The sequence below is a fragment of the Ensifer sp. 4252 genome (assembly GCF_050434565.1).
GTDB lineage: Bacteria > Pseudomonadota > Alphaproteobacteria > Rhizobiales > Rhizobiaceae > Ensifer.
Genome location: NZ_JBNDIU010000010.1, coordinates 166,753 through 183,634 on the forward strand (window position 1 = coordinate 166,753; position 16,882 = coordinate 183,634).

Sequence of the window (16,882 nt, forward strand, 5' to 3'; positions counted from 1 at the left end):
GCCTCGGTCGCTCCAGGCGGGCTTTTTGTTGGTCTGGCCGCTATTACATGTGGCCGCCGCCGTGGTCGAGCGACACGTCCTTGTCACCGGGATGGGTGAAGAGCTTGCCCTTCTCGGCCCAGAGGGTGGCAAGGATCGTCACGATGCCAAAGAGGGCAAAGCCCCCGAGCAGCGGCTGCAGCGTGCCGTTGAACAACTGGCCGACGGCGCCCCCGAGCAGCGCACCGCCGGTCGTCGAGACGAAACCAGTGATCGCGGTCGCGGTACCGGCAAGGTGTCCCATCGGCTCGAGGCTGATCGCGGTGAAGTTGGTCGCTATGACAGCAAAAAACATCAACAGCACCGAGAACATCAGGTAGCTGACGACGAAGGCCGGCGTGCCCCAAAGCGACATGGCAAAGCCGATGGCGGAAATCAGCGTGAACAGGATCATCGATACATGCGAGATGCGACGCATGCCGAAGCTGCGCACGAAGAAACCGTTGGCGAAGTTGGCGACGGCGATGCCGCCGGCAGTACCGGCAAAGGCGATCGGCAGCCAGTCGCCGAGGCCATAGACCTCGCCGAAGATCTGCTGAACCGTGACGATGTAAGCGCAGATGACGGCGGTGAACATCGTCATGCCGATCATATAGCCGCAGGTGATGTGGTTGGTCAGCACCGTCTTGAAGCCAGATGTGACCGACTTGACCGAAAGCGGCAGGCGCTCTTCGTGGGGCAGCGATTCCTTCATGCGGGCCAGCGCCCAGACGAAAAGGATGGCGCCGATGATACCGATCAGGATGAAGATCCAGTGCCAGTTGGCATAGAGGATGACGAGCTGGCCGATAGACGGGGCGACGATCGGAACGACCATGAAGACGATCATGACGTAAGACATCACCCGCGCCATCTCGCGGCCGCCGAAGCAGTCGCGCACGATCGCCATGGTGGTGATGCGCACGGCGGCAGCACCGATGCCCTGGACGAAGCGCAGCACCAGCAGCATCTCGAAGCTCTGGGTGAGGGCGGCGGCAAACATCGACACGGTGAAAAAGGCAAGGCCACCGAGCAGCACCGCGCGCCGTCCGAACGTGTCGGAAAGGCTACCGAAGAAGATCTGCGAAAGGCCGAAGCCGAGGAAGAAGACGCCAATGACGAGCTGGGTGTCGTTGGAGTTGGCGACGTTCAGCGACTGGCCGATGCTCGGCAATGCCGGCAGCATGCTGTCGATGGCGATCGCCACGCTCGCCGTCATGACGGCGATGGTGATGATGAATTCGAGGATGCCCATGTTGAGGCGGGCCGCGCCCGAAACCCCATCGACGTGTTCGGACTGTGTGGTGATCGTGGTCATTGTGCGTACCCGTAAGAGCAGATCTGGGAGGAGAAATCCGAACGGCAGGCTGCGGTCAGCCTGCCGGGTTGTGTGCCTTGAACAGCTTTCCGCGTTCGGCGATGAGAACGAAGACGACGCCGATCGCAGCCACTGTGAAGTAGCCGATGGCAAGCGGTGTCGCCGTCCCATCGAAGGCCTGGCCGATGAAGGCGCCGATGACGCCGCCGCCGATGGTCTGGGTAAAGCCGAGCACCGAGGAGGCCGTGCCGGCGACGTGGCCGAGCGGCTCCATCGCCATCGCATTGAAATTCGACGCGATCAGCCCGAACTGGAACATCGCAGCGCCATAAAGGACCACGAAGAGCGCAAAAGGCACCGGGCCATAGAGCGACGCCGCCATCCAGAGGAAGCTCGCGAGTGTGAAGCCGAGCAGCGCGGCATGCGACAACGCCCGCATGCCGAAGCGCCGAACGAGCTGCGAGTTGGTGAAGGACGCCACCGCCATCATTCCGGCAAATGCCGCAAACACGACCGGGAACCACAGACCCAGCCCGTAGACCCCGACGAAGATCTGCTGCGCTGAGTTGATGAAGCCGAAGAGGGCACCGAGGATGACGGATGTCGCCAACGTATAGAAAAGCGACAACCGGTTGGTCAGAACGATCTTGAAGCCGTTGAGGATCACGGACGGCGTGAAGGCGCGGCGATGGTCCGGATTGAGCGTCTCCGGAAGCCGGAACACGACGAGCGTTGCCATCATAAAAGCGAAGAGTGCGATGACGACGAAAATCATGTGCCACTCGGCAAAGATCATGATCAACTGTCCGACGCTCGGCGCGATGACCGGCACGATCATGAACACCATCATGATCAGCGACATCACCTCGGCCATACGACGGCCACCATAGACGTCACGGACGATCGACACGGTGATGACGCGGGTTGCCGCAGCGCCGATGCCCTGGACGAAACGCAGCGCCAGCAGGGCGCTGAAGGTCGGCACGATGGCGATGGCGACCGCGCAGATGCCGTAGATGCCAAGCCCGGCGAGCAATGGCGCCTTGCGGCCGAAACGATCCGACAACGGGCCGAAGAACAGCTGCGCAACGCCCATGCCGATGAGATAGGCGGTGATGACATATTGCCGATGGTTTTCGTCGGTGACGCCGAGGCTCGCACCGATCTCCTGCAGACCGGGCAGCATGATGTCGATCGAGATTGCATTGACCGCCATCAGCATCGCCATCAGGGCAATGAACTGAAACTTGCTGAGGCCGGGAGCGGCCGCTTCGTCTGTCATGGTCGTCATAGGCAAAATCCTTGCGGCGCGCCGAGCGCAACCGAAATAGGTCAAGACCGGAGTTTGTTCCGGAAAGAGGCGACGTCGGCTGGCAAAATGCCGGTCGGCATGTCGAGTGTCGTTTGAGGGGACGGGCCTGGTCCGGCAAAGCGGTGCAAGCGGCATCCGATTTGAAGCGAAAGGGACTTTCGGCGGTGGGCAGCCGGGCCAAGCCGGAGCGTGGGGACGGGCGAACGCCCTTTCAGGCTGCTTATGCCGATTTATCGCGACCGCTTCATGACAGAACGAGAGTGTGTTCCGCCTAGAAAAGAACAACGAAAATTAGACGATCCGGATCTATTTCCGGAATCAAAAAAGGCGGTCGCCCGCCTTTTCCGACCAGATCGGAGGTGGCGGCCTGACTTAGGCAGCAGCGCCCTTGACCGAAATTCCCTGTTCCTGCAGATGCGACTGGAGTTCGCCAGCCTGGAACATTTCGCGGACAATGTCGCAACCGCCGACGAACTCACCCTTCACGTAAAGCTGAGGGATGGTCGGCCAGTTCGAATAGTCCTTGATGCCTTGGCGCAGGTCCGCATCGGCAAGGACATTGACCCCCTTATAGTCGACGCCGATGTAATCGAGAATCTGGACCACCTGGCCGGAGAACCCACACTGCGGGAACTGCGGCGTACCCTTCATGAAGAGCACCACGTCGTTGGTCTTGACTTCATTTGCGATGAATTCGTGAATTTCGCTCATCTTTTCATCCTTCCTGCGCCCGGTTTCAAGGACCGGATATCGATTGGGCCTTAGATAGCATGCATATCGGTGATTTTCATCACCCGAGTGCAACAAATATTGATGGGCCTCAAGATGTGGTTTTAATACAACTGCTCAAGCCGAACGTCGCCGCGCCTTGCTGCGTGCGCTGGCGGTTCGCCGCCGGCTCACCTGTTTCTTGGCCGGCTTGCCGATGGCGGCTTCCAGGATATCGCCCAGAATGCCGCCAGTCGCTGCCTTGCGCGTCCGGCGCTTCGTCCGCTTCGTCGCGGTCCGCTTGACGCCGGTCTTCTTCAGGATTTCCTTCAGCGCGCTGTCGACAACGCCGCTGACCAGTTCCTTGATCAGGTCGGCCATGTTAGGCCTACTCCGGTGCACTCGTCTGAAGGGCGAGCGCGTGCAGGACGCCACCCATGTTACCCTTCAGCGCGTTGTAGACCATCTGGTGCTGCTGCACCCGTGTCTTGCCACGAAACGCTTCGGCCACGACTTCGGCGGCATAGTGGTCGCCGTCACCGGCCAGATCGCGGATCGTGACCTTGGCGCCGGGAATTCCTGCCTTGATCATGTCTTCGATGTCGCCTGGTGCCATGGGCATGATACGCCAACTCCCTTTATTATTCTGCGGCGGCAGCAGCGTTGCTGGCGCCGTCCATGAAGTCAGGGAACCACGATTCATGGGCCGAGCGCAATTGCTGAATTGCGACGGCGCGCGCTGCGCCGAGCTTGACGGCATCGCCGCCGGTCATGCCGATTTCCGGCAGGGCAACGCCCGCCTTTTCCGCACGAGTGCGAACGGCAGCGACGTTGCCGGCCGCAACCGTCAGCACATAGCGCCCCTGATCCTCGCCGTAGAAAACAGCAATCGGATCATGACCTTCGACCGCATCGACCCTCGCGCCGATATCAGAAGCCATCGCCATTTCTGCGACGGCGAGAGCCAAGCCGCCGGACGAGCAGTCGTGAACAGATGTCGCCAGGCCGTCGACGATCAGGCTCCGAACGAAGTCGCCGACCTTGCGCTCATGCGCCAGATCGACATGCGGCGCCGGACCGTCCGTGCGGCCGTGAACGTCGCGCATATAGACAGACTGGGCGATGTGCGAGCCGAGGCCTTCCGGCGCACCGGCGAGAAGGATCGTTTCGCCGGCAGCGGCAAAACGGATGCGTGCCATCTTCGACCAGTCCTTGATCAGGCCGACGCCGCCGATCGTCGGGGTCGGCAGGATTCCCTGGCCATTGGTCTCGTTGTAGAGCGACACGTTGCCGGAAACGATCGGGAAATCGAGGGCCGTGCAGGCCTCGCCGATGCCCTTAATGGCATGGACCAGCTGGCTCATGATTTCAGGACGCTCCGGGTTGCCGAAATTGAGGTTATCGGTTGCCGCCAGCGGCAACGCGCCGGTCGCCGTCAGGTTGCGCCAGCACTCGGCAACCGCCTGCTTGCCGCCTTCGAACGGATCCGCCTCGACGTAGCGCGGCGTCACGTCGGAGGAGAAGGCCAGCGCCTTGGTCTGGTGGCCTTCGACCCGCACGACGCCGGCGTCACCGCCCGGCAGTTGCAGGGAGTTGCCCTGGATCAGCGTGTCATACTGTTCGTAGACCCATCGGCGCGACGAATTGTTGGCCGAACCGACCAGTTGCACGAGCGCGTCGGCAACATCCGTCTGCGGTATGTCGTTGGTCTGAAGTGCCGTCGGGACCTTGGCCGGGGTCCAGGGACGGTCGTATTCCGGCGCTTCGTCGCCCAGTTCCTTGATCGGCAGGTTCGCGACTTCTTCGCCCTGATGCAGGATGCGGAAGCGCAGGTCGTCGGTGGTCTTGCCGACGATCGCAAAATCGAGGCCCCACTTGACGAAGATCGCCTTGGCGACTTCTTCCTTGGCCGGCTCCAGCACCATGAGCATGCGCTCCTGGCTTTCCGAGAGCATCATTTCGTAAGCCGTCATGCGCTCTTCGCGCACCGGAACGGTGTCGAGGTTAAGCTCGATGCCAAGATCGCCCTTGGCGCCCATTTCGACGGCCGAGCAGGTGAGACCGGCTGCACCCATGTCCTGGATGGCGATGACAGCGCCGGTCTGCATCAGCTCCAGGCATGCTTCGAGCAGGCACTTTTCGGTGAAGGGGTCGCCGACCTGCACGGTCGGACGCTTTTCCTCGATCGATTCGTCGAACTCGGCCGACGCCATTGTCGCGCCGCCGACGCCGTCACGGCCGGTCTTGGCGCCGAGATAGACGACCGGGAGGCCGACGCCTTCGGCCTTGGAGTAGAAGATCGCATCGCTCTTGGCGAGGCCGGCGGCAAAGGCGTTGACAAGGATGTTGCCGTTGTAGCGGGCATCGAACTCGACTTCGCCACCAACGGTTGGAACACCGAAGGAATTGCCGTAGCCGCCGACGCCGGCGACGACGCCGGAAACGAGGTGACGGGTCTTCGGGTGATCCGGCGCGCCGAAGCGCAAGGCGTTCATCGCCGCAACCGGGCGGGCGCCCATGGTGAAGACGTCGCGCAGGATACCGCCAACACCGGTCGCAGCTCCCTGGTAGGGCTCGATGTAGGACGGATGATTGTGGCTCTCCATCTTGAAGACGACGCAGTCGCCGTCATCGATGTCGACGACACCGGCGTTTTCGCCCGGGCCCTGAATGACGCGCGGACCCTTGGTCGGCAGCGTGCGCAGCCACTTCTTCGAAGATTTGTAGGAGCAGTGCTCGTTCCACATCGCCGAAAAGATGCCGAGCTCGGTGAAGGTCGGCTCGCGTCCGATCAGGCCGAGAATGCGCTCGTATTCATCGGGCTTGAGCCCGTGCGAGGCGATGAGTTCCGGGGTGATGGGGCGGGTGTTGGAAATCGTCATCGTCGACCGTCAAATCCTTCGGGCGGCGCGCAATCCTTCCACGGGATATGGCGCGTGCGAACCGCAACAGACACAGGGGGCGCTTTGCGGCTTCTTTAGCGTATGCTGCGGCGCGGCGCGACAGAAAAATACGGGCGATCAACAACGGTTGCCGCCCTTTTTGAGGTCCTCACGCGCCGCAGTGGTGCCGACCTGTCAGAACTTGTAGCCGAGCGCGAGGCCGGCACGGGTCAAGCCATCGTTGGAACCGTAGCAAAGCTCGGCATGCGAGGCATGCTCCACCGTCGCTGACAGGTTCCAATGCTCGTCGAATCTGAAGCCGGCCGCGGCATATTCGCGAAAGAGCAGGCGGCAGCCGAGCTTTGGCCCGGATGCGCCGTCGGCGTGCAATTCGCCATCATGCACGGTGCCGCCGGCGCCAAGCTCGACGAAGAAGCGTTTCGTCACATCGAAGGTCCAGCTCAAACCGCCATAGACTTCATTGGCGCCGTCGGACGAAGTCGCGATGGCAGCGCCCGCATGGATGCGCGGTCGCAGCAACTTCTCGCCGAGATCTTTGGCACTGTCAGCGTCGAGCGGATCGAAGAAGACGGTGACGGAGGGAAAGACGCCGTGTTCGCGCTTGTCACCATTGCTGATCGAGGCGGTCGTTCCGAACCGCATCTCATCAAAAATGCCGCCGCCGGCGATGGCAGGTACGGTCGAAACTAGACTGGCAAGAACAAGCGACACCGTCGCGAGGCTGAACGACGAATGAAAATGAGCAATTTCGGTATTCCGAATCCTTGAAGTGAATCGATCTACGCAAGACTGCTAAAACATATGATGCTCAGCCTTGCGCGAAAGTCACCCCACGGATCCGGGTTATCAGTCGAAACTATCGTAGCCCGCTCGCCCGCTGTCGAGCAGCCGCCTCAGTGTCTGAAAGCCACGGCGCACCTCGGCACGGTCGGCGGGTGAGGAGAAGCCTATGCGAATACGGTGGAAGACGCGGTCCGCCCGGCCAGCCTTGAATTCGTCCTCGTCGTCGACGAGCACGCCCTCCTGTAGTGCTGCCTGCTTGAACGTGCCGGAGAGCCATGGCTCCGGCAGCTTCATCCATAGGAAGGGAACGCTCGGATGCGAGCTGAACTCGATACCGTCGAACACTTCGCGCGCCATCGCCTCGCGCGCCCGGATCTCTTGAATACCTTTGCTTCGCAGAATGGTGGCCGAGCCGGAGAGAACAAGCCGCGCGCAAAGCTCCGCCAGGATGAACGGCAGGCCGCCGCTGACCATTTTGTGAGCAATGCGGATGCGCTGGCTGAAATGGGGAGGGCAGGCGACCCAGCCGCCGCGCACACCAGCAGCGACCGACTTTGAAAGACCTCCGACCAGGAAGGTCCGTTCAGGCGCAAGCTCTGCCAAAGGCGGCGTCGGATCGCCGGTCATGGCACCGTAAAGATCGTCCTCCACCAGCCAGACGCCGTATTTGCGCGCGATGTCGGCAATTGCCTGACGCCGGGCAAGCGGCATGACGGCGACGGTCGGATTCTGCGCGCTCGGCATCAGAAAGGCGAGCTTGGGATGCTGCTGCGCGCAGACCCGCTCGAAATCGTCGGGGATCAGGCCGAATTCATCCGATTCCATCAGGGTCGTGCGCCGCCCGATCAGGCCGGCGCTGCGACTGACCTGGGAATAGGTCAATGTCTCGAAGGCGATACGATCACCGGGCGAGGTGACTGCCGCGATCACGGCGATAACCGCCGCATGCGCTCCCAGCGTCGGCACAATCGTTTCGGGCGAGGGACGAAAACCACCACGTGCCAGCCATTGGCATCCGGCCTCGAACCAGTGATCCGGGAAATTGCGCGCGTAGCTGGCAATGTCGGCGTGGTGGTCGTGGCTGATTTCGCTCAAGAGTTCACTCAAGACGTGGCCCTGGCCGATATCCGGTGCTGCAGTGCTGTCGAACCGCAGCTTACCCGCGGGTGCGATGAGCGGCCGCGTGCCGGCCAAGGACGTGGTCAGCGGGTCGGCCTGTTCCGGCGGGCGGCTTTCCTGGTGATCGAGCACATAGGTTCCGCGCCCGACCTCGCCGCTGACGAGGCCGCGTTCGCGCACGATATTGTAGGCGCGTCCAATGGTGCCAATGGTGACACCAATGTCATAGGCGAGATTGCGCTGCGGCGGCAATTTTGCGCCGACGGGCAGGGCGCCTTCGCCAATTGCCTGTTCGATCTGGTCGGCGATCCGCGCATAAAGCGGACCATGACCCTGCTGAATGTCCGGGAGCCAATTTGTCATAGTGACAATTATCTAGATTACAGGGCGAAATATGTCAATTATCACCAATGCAATGATTTCAATCGATGCATTGGAGCCTACAATGAGTACAATTGATACAATTTGCTCGCCAAGTGTGGACAAGGCCCCTCGCGTGCGCCGCAAGGCCGGGTTCGACGTCGAATTTTCGGGAAGTGCGAAGAGCGCGCTTCAACGCCTTTGGCGGCTCTATTGTTTTCTGGCGGCCAAGAGACGCAGCCGCTTGGCGCTCGAAGAAATGAGCGACTGGCAATTGAGCGATATCGGTGTTTGCGAAAGGGATGCCCGGCGAGAATCGTCTGTGGCGTTCTGGCGTTAACGGGCGCCGCGCAAACTGTGCAGTGGTTTGCGAAACGGCATGCGAATGGCAAAAACTCGAAGCGCAGTAAGCGTATCCTACAGCGCCGCGCGTCTTATCAGACGCGCAAAGGTCGCTGTAGCACATTGAATTGCTGCATGTTTTTATCCTTAAATCGAATACGATTTAAGGAAACATGCAGTAGAGATCGCGACGCGCATTGGCGAACGCTGAGCGCGCCAGGGCCGCAGCGTCCGAACGCTCAATCGGTGGCTTGATCAGTTGCAGCCCTGGCCGCCAGCAGCCCAACGGCGGATATCTGCGCTCATGCGGGTGCCGACCGGTTCGCTCATGAGCGGCCCGAATGCCTGGAGTCGTGCCGGCTGGCCTTCCGCCTGAACGACGGCAAGCGGCCGTGCTTCGGGTGACTTGCGCGGTACGATCAGGATACGGGGGCGTCCCGAGAAGGAATTGAGTTCAGGGGCGAGCCGGTAGCTCTTGAAGGCCGGATCGCCTGACTTGAACCAGCAGCTGTTGGCGCCAAGCGCAACGCGTTCCATCGTCGGCAGGGCTGCCGAGCTTGCCGTCGGTGCCGGCGGGCGCGGCGATTGGCACGACGCCAGAAGCATCAAGGCGAATGCCGCGCAAGCGGGGCCGGTCAGGCGTCCAGTGAAGATTGAAGGCATCGACGGTCTCGCTTGCGTTAAGGGGATGGTCGGATGCCTTCTATCAGCGGGACGGTTAAGCGGCGATTACTTCGAGAGCGGAAGCGAAGATGCCACGGCCGTCGGCGCCGCCATGAGCCGCTTCGATCAGGTTCTCCGGATGCGGCATCATGCCGAGCACGTTGCCGGCCTTGTTCATCACGCCGGCAATATCGCCCATCGAGCCATTCGGATTGGTGCCTTCGGCGTAGCGGAAGACGATTTGGCCGTTGCCTTCGATCGTCTTCAGGGTCTCCGCGTCAGCAAAATAGTTGCCGTCGTGGTGAGCGACCGGGCTGCGGATGATCTGTCCCTTGGAATAGGCGCGGGTAAAGTCGGTGTCGGCGTTGACGACTTCGAGCTTGACCTCGCGGCAGACGAACTTGAGCGACGCGTTGCGCATCAGCGCGCCCGGCAGAAGACCGGCCTCGACCAGGATCTGGAAGCCATTGCAGACGCCGAGAACCTTGACGCCCTTTTCAGCCTTCGCCTTGATCGCCTGCATGACCGGCATGCGCGCAGCAATCGCCCCGCAGCGCAGATAGTCGCCGTAGGAAAAACCGCCGGGGATGACGATCAGGTCGACATCCGGGATCTCCGTTTCCGTCTGCCAGACGGTCACGGGCGCCTTGCCGGAGATCTTGGTGAGGGCAGCGATCATGTCGCGATCGCGGTTGAGGCCTGGAAGCTGGACGACGGCTGACTTCATGGTGCGGTTCAAACCCTGCCTGCGCCTCTTGAAGCTCATGCAATTCGAGGCGGTTTCCGATGCGGCCGAAGCGCAGTTGCCTGCGCTCGGGGCCGATATTGGATGCACTGCATCCTGCTACTTTGAAACCATCGAGCCGCGGACAGAATGTGCCTTCGATGTCGTCCGGCTGATCTGAATGGGGATGGCCCATGCCAGATGGGCCCCCTCATTATTTCCAGATCACGCTGGCCGTCACGTCAGGCCATCCGCGGCGCTCCGCCGCCGTTAGGCGAGGGAGATGGTGTAGTTTTCGATCACCGTGTTGGCGAGCAGCTTTTCACACATCGCCTTGAGGTCGGCCTCGGCCTTGGCCTTGTCGCCGGTCTCGATCTGCAGATCGAACACCTTGCCCTGGCGGACCTGGCCGATGCCGTCGAAGCCGAGTGCGCCGAGCGCACCCTCGATTGCCTTGCCCTGCGGATCGAGAACGCCATTCTTCAGCGTCACGGTTACACGTGCCTTGATCACTTTCACTTTCCCCGAACTAACTTGACCAGAAACTACTTGACCAGAACGGGGCCAGTGCCGCGCACGGGCTCGTTCTCGTTCATGATGCCGAGACGGCGAGCCACTTCCTGATAGGCCTCGACCAGCCCGCCCAAATCACGGCGGAAGCGGTCCTTGTCGAGCTTTTCCTTGGTCTCGATGTCCCACAGACGGCAGCTGTCCGGCGAGATTTCGTCCGCCAGGATGATGCGCATCATGTCGCCTTCGAACAGGCGACCACACTCGATCTTGAAATCGACGAGCTGGATGCCGACGCCGAGGAACAGGCCGGTCAGGAAGTCGTTGATGCGGATGGCAAGCGCCATGACGTCATCGAGTTCCTGCGGGCTTGCCCAACCGAACGCGGTGATATGCTCTTCGGAGACCATCGGGTCATCAAGAGCATCGGCCTTGTAGTAGAATTCGATGATCGAACGGGGAAGGATGGTGCCTTCCTCGATGCCGAGGCGCTTTGCCAGCGAGCCGGCGGCAACATTGCGCACGACGATCTCAAGCGGGATGATCTCGACTTCCTTGATCAACTGCTCGCGCATGTTGAGACGGCGGATGAAGTGCGTTGGAATGCCGATACGGTTCAGATGCGTGAAGATATACTCGGAAATCCGGTTGTTCAGCACACCCTTGCCGTCGATGACGTCATGCTTTTTCTTGTTGAAGGCGGTCGCGTCGTCCTTGAAAAACTGGATCAGCGTGCCCGGCTCGGGACCCTCATAGAGGATCTTTGCCTTGCCCTCGTAGATACGGCGGCGACGATTCATGGATACTGTCTCTGTGGTTGTTGGCGCACTTGGGTCGCGCTAGTGGAGTCTTCTCACGGGGTCCATAGCTGAAAAGAACGCATTTCACAATCGGCGTATCTTCCCTTCCCCTGATTTACCTGAAGCGTGTCGCGACCTGCCAGATTCGCTCCTTGCGACTCAGATCTCTGATTTCCCGCATGCCGTTATCGCAAAACCGCTGCACACCTTTGCGCGACATGCTTACGGTACCACGAAAGTCAGGAAACAAGAAAACTTCGCATTGCACTTTGACCACTGTTTTGGTTTATGGCCATAACTATTTCCGGCATGGAATTCTCACGGGAGATCAATTGATGACGACGATGCAGGATCGCGAAAAGGCCTTTGAAGCAAAGTTTGCGCTGGACGAGGAACTGAGGTTCAAGTCTGAGGCGCGCCGCAACAAGCTTCTTGGTCTCTGGGCTGCCGGCTTGCTCGGCAAGAGCGACCCAGATGCCTATGCGAAGGAAGTCGTTGCGGCCGATTTCGAAGAGGTCGGCCACGAGGACGTCGTGCGCAAGATCAAGGCCGATTTCGATGCCGCCGGCGTGGCGCAGAGCGAAGAGCAGATTCGCGTGCGCATGCTCGAGCTTCTCGGCGAAGCGATCGAGCAGATTCAGAGCAAGTAATTTCGGGCAGCCAGACGGCTCGCGACATGGCCGCTCGGCTGAAAAGCCGGGCGGTTTTTATTTGGCTGCCTTGTATCTGCGCCCTTTTTCCGGCGTCGATTCGGCGGCCGGCGACGGTGTCCAGCCGCTTCTGATGCGTTCTTCAAAATCGGTGCGGCTCATCGGCTTTGCCAGTGCGTAGCCCTGCAGAATATCACAGCCAAGCTCCCTCAGCATCGCCGCGTGCTCCCACGTCTCCACACCTTCGGCCACCACCTTGATATTGAGCGAATGCCCGATGTCGATGATGGCGCGAACGAGCTTTGCCTGCTTGGCGCTTTCGGTGATCGGCCCCACCAGCGCCCGGTCGATTTTCAGGCGGGCCGGGTTGAGGTTGAGGAGGCCGATGATCGAGGCGTGGCCGGTGCCGAAGTCGTCGATTTCGATCTCGATACCGAGCGTGTTGAGCGCGGTGATCGTCGCGGCAATCTCGTCTTCGAGGTCGTCGAGAAAGATGGATTCCAGCAGCTCGAAAGACATTACACCAGGTGGGATGTTCATGGCGCGAAGGTCTGAGATCAGGCTCGGGTCGCGCAGCCTGCGCGAGGAGACATTGACCGAGATCTTGGGGACCGCGAGACCGGCACGCCGCCAGGCCGCAAAATCGGAATAGGCCATCTCGACGATGTTCCTGTCGATCGCGGGCAGGGCGTTGATCTCTTCGGCTACCTTCAGGAAATGGATGGGAGCGAGGATGCCGCGTTCGGGATGGTCCCATCGCACCAGGGTTTCGACGCCGGTGAACTCCAACGAGTGGGCGTCGAACTGCGGCTGATAGTAGGGCACGAACTGCCCTTCTTCGATAGCCTGACGGATGTCGTCGCCGGTTCGCTTGGCGCTGAGGATCTGGTTCTGGATCTGCTCGGAAAACACCTCGAAGCGGTCGCGACCGAGGCTCTTGGCCCGATAGAGCGCGATATCGGCATTCATCAGCAATTGTTTTGGATCGGTGTCGCTGTCGCCCCTCCAGGCGATACCGATGCTGGCGCCGAGCCGGCAAAGCTGGCCGTCATAGGGAATGGGCCGCCGGAACGCATGCACGATGCGGGCGGCCAGATCGCCAAGCTCATCCAGGCCACGGCCGCGCCGGCAAAGAATGACGAATTCGTCGCCGCCGATGCGGGCGATGAAATCGTCCTGGTCGGCATGAGACAGCAGGATTGCGGCCGCATGGGTCAACATCGCATCGCCGGCCTGATGCCCGAGCGTGTCGTTGATCTGCTTGAAGCGATCGAGATCGAGGTGGAGGATGGCGTTGAGCGTAGGATCGTCCGCCAGGATCTGGTCGAGATAGCGCCGATTCGGCAGGTCCGTCAGGTAGTCGTGCAACGCGTTGTATTCGATACGGATGCGCGCTTCCTCAAGCTCGCGGTTGCGGGCCTCGGTTGCGGCCTTGGCCTTACGCAGTTCTTCCTGCAGCGCGATGTCTTCGGTCACGTCCCAGTTCGCGCCGATCAGTTTGCGGGTACCGTCGCGGTCGACATAGAATGCCGTGTTGGCGCGAATGTGCCGGATTTCTCCATTCGCCAGGACGATGCGGAACGCATTGGTGAAGGGGGCACCCGCCGCCACGCCGTCATTGACGCGGGCGATCGCCTTTTCGCGGTCGTCGGGGTGGAGCATGTCTTCCCAGTTGCGGCCGCTCGGCGCGCCGGCCTTGGGGTCGAGGCCATAGATGCCGAGGATACGTTCGTCCCAGAGCGTCTCCTGCGTTTCAAGATTATGGTCGAAGACCCCGATCTTCGATACGTCGAGGGCAAGTCTCAGCCGCCGCGAAATTTCCTCCAGCCGCGCCTCGGCCTCCTTGCGCGGCGTAATGTCGGTGTCGGTGCCGATGATGCGAGTAGGCTTGCCGTCCTCTCCATAGGCGACGGATGCGCCGCGGCTTTCGATCCAGACCCAATGTCCGTCCGCATGGCGTTCGCGGTACTGGAAGGTGTTGTAGGTGACTTCGCCTGAATCCTGGCGTGCGATCGAGGCCACCACGTGGGCACGGTCGTCAGGATGCACATTCTCGATCCAGCGATCGAGCGAGCCGTCGACCTGGGCGTCTTCAGGAAGGCCGCGCAGGCGCTTCCACGTGGCGGAATAGAAGAGATTGCCGGTCGAAAAATCGTGATCCCAGACGCCTTCAAGCGCACTTTCCAGCGCATACTTCCATCGCGTCTCGTCGTTGCGAAGCCCCGCAATCTCGGCGATCAGGTGGTCGACCGGCAGCATCAGCAACAAGCGGTTGCCCGCCATTGCAGAACAGGTGCAAACCAGTGAAACGGTGTCGACCGCGCCATGCAAGCGGATCGTTTGGGCGGACAAGGATGGTTGCGACGCACCGGCGGGCATCAACAGGTGACGATCGTCAGCATGAACAAGGTCATGGAGAGACCGATTGAGCAACTCTGCCGGCAGAAGGCGTAAAAGATCGCAGGCATAGGGGTTTGCCGAAATGAGCGTCCCTGTTTCGTCGACAACGAGGACCGCCACCGGCAGCTGGTCCAGCGTCGGTTGCGTGACGATGTTGGGCTTCGCCGACGCGCGGCGTTCGCTCCTGATGGGATCTTTCGGTCCGCTCACGTATCCCACGATCCAGCATTTGTTGCCGGCCGATGATGATCGCGGACCATGAACTTCGGATTAATGCCGTGTCGTCTTATTCGCAGTGCGATCAGGATTGAAGGCGGCTGAGGAACTGCGCAAAGACCATCGTGCCTTCCGGCCAGGGGCCATGCCCGGACTCGGTATTGAGATGGCCAGATTCTCCGGCATCCACCAGCAGCGATCCCCAGCACTTGGCGATTTCGTCGGCATGCTCATAGGAGCCGAACGGGTCGTTGCGGCTTGCGACCATCAGCGATGGGAACGGCAGCGGATCGCGGGGATAGGGGCCGAAGGTCATGAGGTGCTTCGGCCGGATCGCGGCATTGGCGACATCAGGCGGGGCGACCAGGAAGGCGCCGGCAATCTTCTTTTCGACGTGGGGCAGGGCATGGACCGCGGTCGCGACGCCGAGCGAGTGGGCGACGATGACCACCGGCTTTTCTGCGGCATTGACCTCCTCGACCATGCGCGCCACCCAATCCTCACGCACGGGCTTGGCCCATTCGGCCTGCTCCACGCGGCGGGCGGTCGACATTTTTCTCTCCCAGCGGGACTGCCAGTGGTCAGGGCCGGAGTTGGTGTAGCCGGGAACGATCAGGATATGGGCGTCGGAAAGTTTCATAATGGCCGCGATGTGGCGTCGAAAATCGTCGAAGTCAAGGCGTAGGCGACAGAGGCATCATTTTATGTATAATCGAGAATGCAGGTCGCGGTCGATGCGGCTCGAGTTTTGCCGTTGTCGCTGGTCCGGGACCGCTCTGTGGTGGTTGAGGAGTGTGAGCCATGACAACATTCCATGTTCTGTCGGGAGCGGACGCGAGTGTCGCCCATCCCGGAATAAGAAAGATCGGCCTGGCTGACGTGATGGACGCGTTGCGCCTTGGGTTCAGCGACTTTCGCGAAAAGCCGTCTCACTACGTTTTTCTCTGCTTGATCTATCCCATCGCCGGTGCCGTGCTCATGACGTGGAGCGCGGGCGCCAACATGCTGCCGTTGCTCTATCCGCTTGCCTCGGGCTTTGCCCTTATCGGGCCGGTCGCGGCCATCGGACTCTATGAGATCAGCAGGCGTCGCGAACTCGGCATGGACACGTCGTGGCCTCACGCCTTCCGACTGCATCGTTCCAAGGCGCTGCCCTCCATCGTGGCCGTAGCAGCGATGCTCTTCTTCATCTTCATCGCCTGGCTATTGGTGGCCCAGGCGCTTTACATCAGGATCTTCAGCGCCGAACCGCCGGCATCGATCGTCGCCTTCTGGAACGGCATCGTCAGCACGGAACAAGGCTGGAACCTGATCCTGGTCGGCAACGCCGTCGGGTTCGTCTTTGCCGCGATCGTGCTGTCGATCAGCGTGGTGTCGTTCCCGTTGCTGATCGATCGGGACGTCGGCGCAGTGGCAGCCGTCGAAACATCGATCCGCGCAACTCTCGTCAACCCCATACCGGTTGCCTTCTGGGGACTGATCGTTGCGGCCGGCCTGCTGATCGGGTCGATCCCGGTCTTTGTCGGCCTCGCCGTCATCATGCCGATCCTCGGCCACGCGACATGGCACATGTATCGCAAGATGGTTGAGCCAGGCCCCCGTAGCCGCACGCGATAACGACAAACGGCCAGCCTCCCGGAGGCTGGCCGCTTTGCCTCGCAATGATCGCTCGAACTACTTGAAAAACTTGTAGTAGGACGAAATCTGGGCGGCGGTGTTGGACGAAAGATTGAGCTTGATGCCGATCTTGTCACCGCGATACCAGCGCACCATGCCGGTCAGAAATCCGAGCTCTTCGCTGCGGATCGTCACTTCCTGTCCGGTTCGGGCATTGATGTCGAAATAGAGCTGAAAGCAGATGCCTTCGGCGGAAAGATCCGTGACGATACCGTTGCTTGCGCCCGTCTTGCAGGTGACCGTTCCGGTAATCTTCGTCTGCGTGCGCGCTGCCGTGCGCTGAACACTGTCCTTGTAGGCCATGTGAACCCTCGATCTGAATTGATCAGCCTCGATCATCTCACGCAAAGATTGAATTCCTTGCTAACAAAAATGCCCG

General features: G+C 60.9%; 18 protein-coding genes. 3 read left to right on the forward strand and 15 right to left on the reverse strand.

Annotated elements, in window-relative coordinates; translation table 11 throughout:
• Window positions 1-43: 43 nt before the first annotated feature.
• The 8 genes from ABIE33_RS19690 to ABIE33_RS19725 form a co-directional block, all read right to left on the reverse strand.
• The gene (locus tag ABIE33_RS19690) at window positions 44-1,273 is read right to left on the reverse strand and encodes a multidrug effflux MFS transporter (protein ID WP_429128483.1); all 1,230 of its coding nucleotides are present in this window, start codon (window positions 1,271-1,273) and stop codon (window positions 44-46) included.
• A 118-nt stretch (window positions 1,274-1,391) separates the two neighbouring features.
• On the reverse strand, window positions 1,392-2,627 hold the full coding sequence (locus tag ABIE33_RS19695) for a multidrug effflux MFS transporter (RefSeq protein WP_429128327.1): 1,236 nt from the start codon (window positions 2,625-2,627) through the stop codon (window positions 1,392-1,394).
• Window positions 2,628-3,020: 393 nt separating this feature from the next.
• Window positions 3,021-3,359: a Grx4 family monothiol glutaredoxin gene (gene grxD / locus ABIE33_RS19700; RefSeq protein ID WP_429128330.1), complete on the reverse strand. Its 339-nt coding sequence runs from the start codon at window positions 3,357-3,359 to the stop codon at window positions 3,021-3,023.
• A 135-nt stretch (window positions 3,360-3,494) separates the two neighbouring features.
• Window positions 3,495-3,737 (reverse strand): hypothetical protein, encoded by a 243-nt coding sequence (locus ABIE33_RS19705; RefSeq protein ID WP_053247511.1) that lies wholly within the window; start codon window positions 3,735-3,737, stop codon window positions 3,495-3,497.
• A gap of 7 nt (window positions 3,738-3,744) precedes the next feature.
• Complete coding sequence (locus tag ABIE33_RS19710) at window positions 3,745-3,978, reverse strand: BolA/IbaG family iron-sulfur metabolism protein (protein WP_053247510.1); 234 nt, start codon at window positions 3,976-3,978, stop codon at window positions 3,745-3,747.
• 19 nt (window positions 3,979-3,997) lie between these two features.
• Window positions 3,998-6,238, reverse strand: coding sequence for a phosphoribosylformylglycinamidine synthase subunit PurL (gene purL / locus ABIE33_RS19715; RefSeq protein WP_429128334.1), 2,241 nt, complete (start codon window positions 6,236-6,238; stop codon window positions 3,998-4,000).
• Window positions 6,239-6,433: 195 nt separating this feature from the next.
• The gene (locus ABIE33_RS19720; protein ID WP_429128336.1) at window positions 6,434-6,970 is read right to left on the reverse strand and encodes an acyloxyacyl hydrolase; all 537 of its coding nucleotides are present in this window, start codon (window positions 6,968-6,970) and stop codon (window positions 6,434-6,436) included.
• A 135-nt stretch (window positions 6,971-7,105) separates the two neighbouring features.
• Window positions 7,106-8,524 carry a PLP-dependent aminotransferase family protein gene (locus ABIE33_RS19725; protein WP_429128339.1) on the reverse strand — a complete coding sequence of 473 codons (1,419 nt, stop codon included), beginning with the start codon at window positions 8,522-8,524 and terminating at the stop codon, window positions 7,106-7,108.
• A 31-nt stretch (window positions 8,525-8,555) separates the two neighbouring features.
• Here ABIE33_RS19725 and ABIE33_RS19730 point away from each other — a divergent pair, with 31 nt between their 5' ends.
• A complete protein-coding gene (locus tag ABIE33_RS19730) occupies window positions 8,556-8,861 on the forward strand; it encodes a DUF1127 domain-containing protein (RefSeq protein ID WP_429128341.1) in 306 nt (101 codons plus the stop codon).
• Window positions 8,862-9,118: 257 nt separating this feature from the next.
• Here ABIE33_RS19730 and ABIE33_RS19735 read toward each other — a convergent pair whose 3' ends face one another.
• The 4 genes from ABIE33_RS19735 to purC all read right to left on the reverse strand — a co-directional run bounded on the left by ABIE33_RS19735 (window position 9,119) and on the right by purC (window position 11,560).
• On the reverse strand, window positions 9,119-9,526 hold the full coding sequence (locus ABIE33_RS19735) for a hypothetical protein (protein WP_429128343.1): 408 nt from the start codon (window positions 9,524-9,526) through the stop codon (window positions 9,119-9,121).
• Window positions 9,527-9,581: 55 nt separating this feature from the next.
• Entirely contained in the window at window positions 9,582-10,253 is a 672-nt protein-coding gene (purQ, locus tag ABIE33_RS19740) for a phosphoribosylformylglycinamidine synthase subunit PurQ (protein WP_429128346.1), read from the reverse strand.
• 267 nt (window positions 10,254-10,520) lie between these two features.
• The gene (purS, locus tag ABIE33_RS19745; protein ID WP_025427152.1) at window positions 10,521-10,763 is read right to left on the reverse strand and encodes a phosphoribosylformylglycinamidine synthase subunit PurS; all 243 of its coding nucleotides are present in this window, start codon (window positions 10,761-10,763) and stop codon (window positions 10,521-10,523) included.
• 32 nt (window positions 10,764-10,795) lie between these two features.
• The gene (gene purC / locus ABIE33_RS19750) at window positions 10,796-11,560 is read right to left on the reverse strand and encodes a phosphoribosylaminoimidazolesuccinocarboxamide synthase (protein ID WP_077961137.1); all 765 of its coding nucleotides are present in this window, start codon (window positions 11,558-11,560) and stop codon (window positions 10,796-10,798) included.
• Window positions 11,561-11,895: 335 nt separating this feature from the next.
• Here purC and ABIE33_RS19755 point away from each other — a divergent pair, with 335 nt between their 5' ends.
• The gene (locus ABIE33_RS19755; RefSeq protein ID WP_429128350.1) at window positions 11,896-12,210 is read left to right on the forward strand and encodes a DUF1476 domain-containing protein; all 315 of its coding nucleotides are present in this window, start codon (window positions 11,896-11,898) and stop codon (window positions 12,208-12,210) included.
• Between the two features lie 57 nt (window positions 12,211-12,267).
• On the opposite strand, the gene ABIE33_RS19760 is transcribed toward ABIE33_RS19755, so the two are convergent.
• Window positions 12,268-14,820: a sensor domain-containing protein gene (locus tag ABIE33_RS19760; protein ID WP_429128352.1), complete on the reverse strand. Its 2,553-nt coding sequence runs from the start codon at window positions 14,818-14,820 to the stop codon at window positions 12,268-12,270.
• A gap of 91 nt (window positions 14,821-14,911) precedes the next feature.
• Window positions 14,912-15,466, reverse strand: coding sequence for an RBBP9/YdeN family alpha/beta hydrolase (locus ABIE33_RS19765; RefSeq protein WP_429128354.1), 555 nt, complete (start codon window positions 15,464-15,466; stop codon window positions 14,912-14,914).
• 161 nt (window positions 15,467-15,627) lie between these two features.
• On the opposite strand from ABIE33_RS19765, the gene ABIE33_RS19770 reads away from it, so the two are divergent.
• The gene (locus tag ABIE33_RS19770) at window positions 15,628-16,443 is read left to right on the forward strand and encodes a DUF2189 domain-containing protein (RefSeq protein ID WP_429128355.1); all 816 of its coding nucleotides are present in this window, start codon (window positions 15,628-15,630) and stop codon (window positions 16,441-16,443) included.
• A gap of 57 nt (window positions 16,444-16,500) precedes the next feature.
• Here ABIE33_RS19770 and ABIE33_RS19775 read toward each other — a convergent pair whose 3' ends face one another.
• Window positions 16,501-16,806 (reverse strand): PilZ domain-containing protein, encoded by a 306-nt coding sequence (locus ABIE33_RS19775; RefSeq protein WP_025427146.1) that lies wholly within the window; start codon window positions 16,804-16,806, stop codon window positions 16,501-16,503.
• Between the last annotated feature and the right edge of the window lie 76 nt (window positions 16,807-16,882).

Coding starts and splice junctions, on each gene's coding strand:
- ABIE33_RS19690 (WP_429128483.1), bottom strand. CDS start 1,273: ATGGGCATCCTCGAATTCATCATCACCATCGCCGTCATGACGGCGAGC.
- ABIE33_RS19695 (WP_429128327.1), bottom strand. CDS start 2,627: ATGACGACCATGACAGACGAAGCGGCCGCTCCCGGCCTCAGCAAGTTT.
- grxD (WP_429128330.1), bottom strand. CDS start 3,359: ATGAGCGAAATTCACGAATTCATCGCAAATGAAGTCAAGACCAACGAC.
- ABIE33_RS19705 (WP_053247511.1), bottom strand. CDS start 3,737: ATGGCCGACCTGATCAAGGAACTGGTCAGCGGCGTTGTCGACAGCGCG.
- ABIE33_RS19710 (WP_053247510.1), bottom strand. CDS start 3,978: ATGCCCATGGCACCAGGCGACATCGAAGACATGATCAAGGCAGGAATT.
- purL (WP_429128334.1), bottom strand. CDS start 6,238: ATGACGATTTCCAACACCCGCCCCATCACCCCGGAACTCATCGCCTCG.
- ABIE33_RS19725 (WP_429128339.1), bottom strand. CDS start 8,524: ATGACAAATTGGCTCCCGGACATTCAGCAGGGTCATGGTCCGCTTTAT.
- ABIE33_RS19730 (WP_429128341.1), top strand. CDS start 8,556: ATGTCAATTATCACCAATGCAATGATTTCAATCGATGCATTGGAGCCT.
- ABIE33_RS19735 (WP_429128343.1), bottom strand. CDS start 9,526: ATGCCTTCAATCTTCACTGGACGCCTGACCGGCCCCGCTTGCGCGGCA.
- purQ (WP_429128346.1), bottom strand. CDS start 10,253: ATGAAGTCAGCCGTCGTCCAGCTTCCAGGCCTCAACCGCGATCGCGAC.
- purC (WP_077961137.1), bottom strand. CDS start 11,560: ATGAATCGTCGCCGCCGTATCTACGAGGGCAAGGCAAAGATCCTCTAT.
- ABIE33_RS19755 (WP_429128350.1), top strand. CDS start 11,896: ATGACGACGATGCAGGATCGCGAAAAGGCCTTTGAAGCAAAGTTTGCG.
- ABIE33_RS19765 (WP_429128354.1), bottom strand. CDS start 15,466: ATGAAACTTTCCGACGCCCATATCCTGATCGTTCCCGGCTACACCAAC.
- ABIE33_RS19770 (WP_429128355.1), top strand. CDS start 15,628: ATGACAACATTCCATGTTCTGTCGGGAGCGGACGCGAGTGTCGCCCAT.
- ABIE33_RS19775 (WP_025427146.1), bottom strand. CDS start 16,806: ATGGCCTACAAGGACAGTGTTCAGCGCACGGCAGCGCGCACGCAGACG.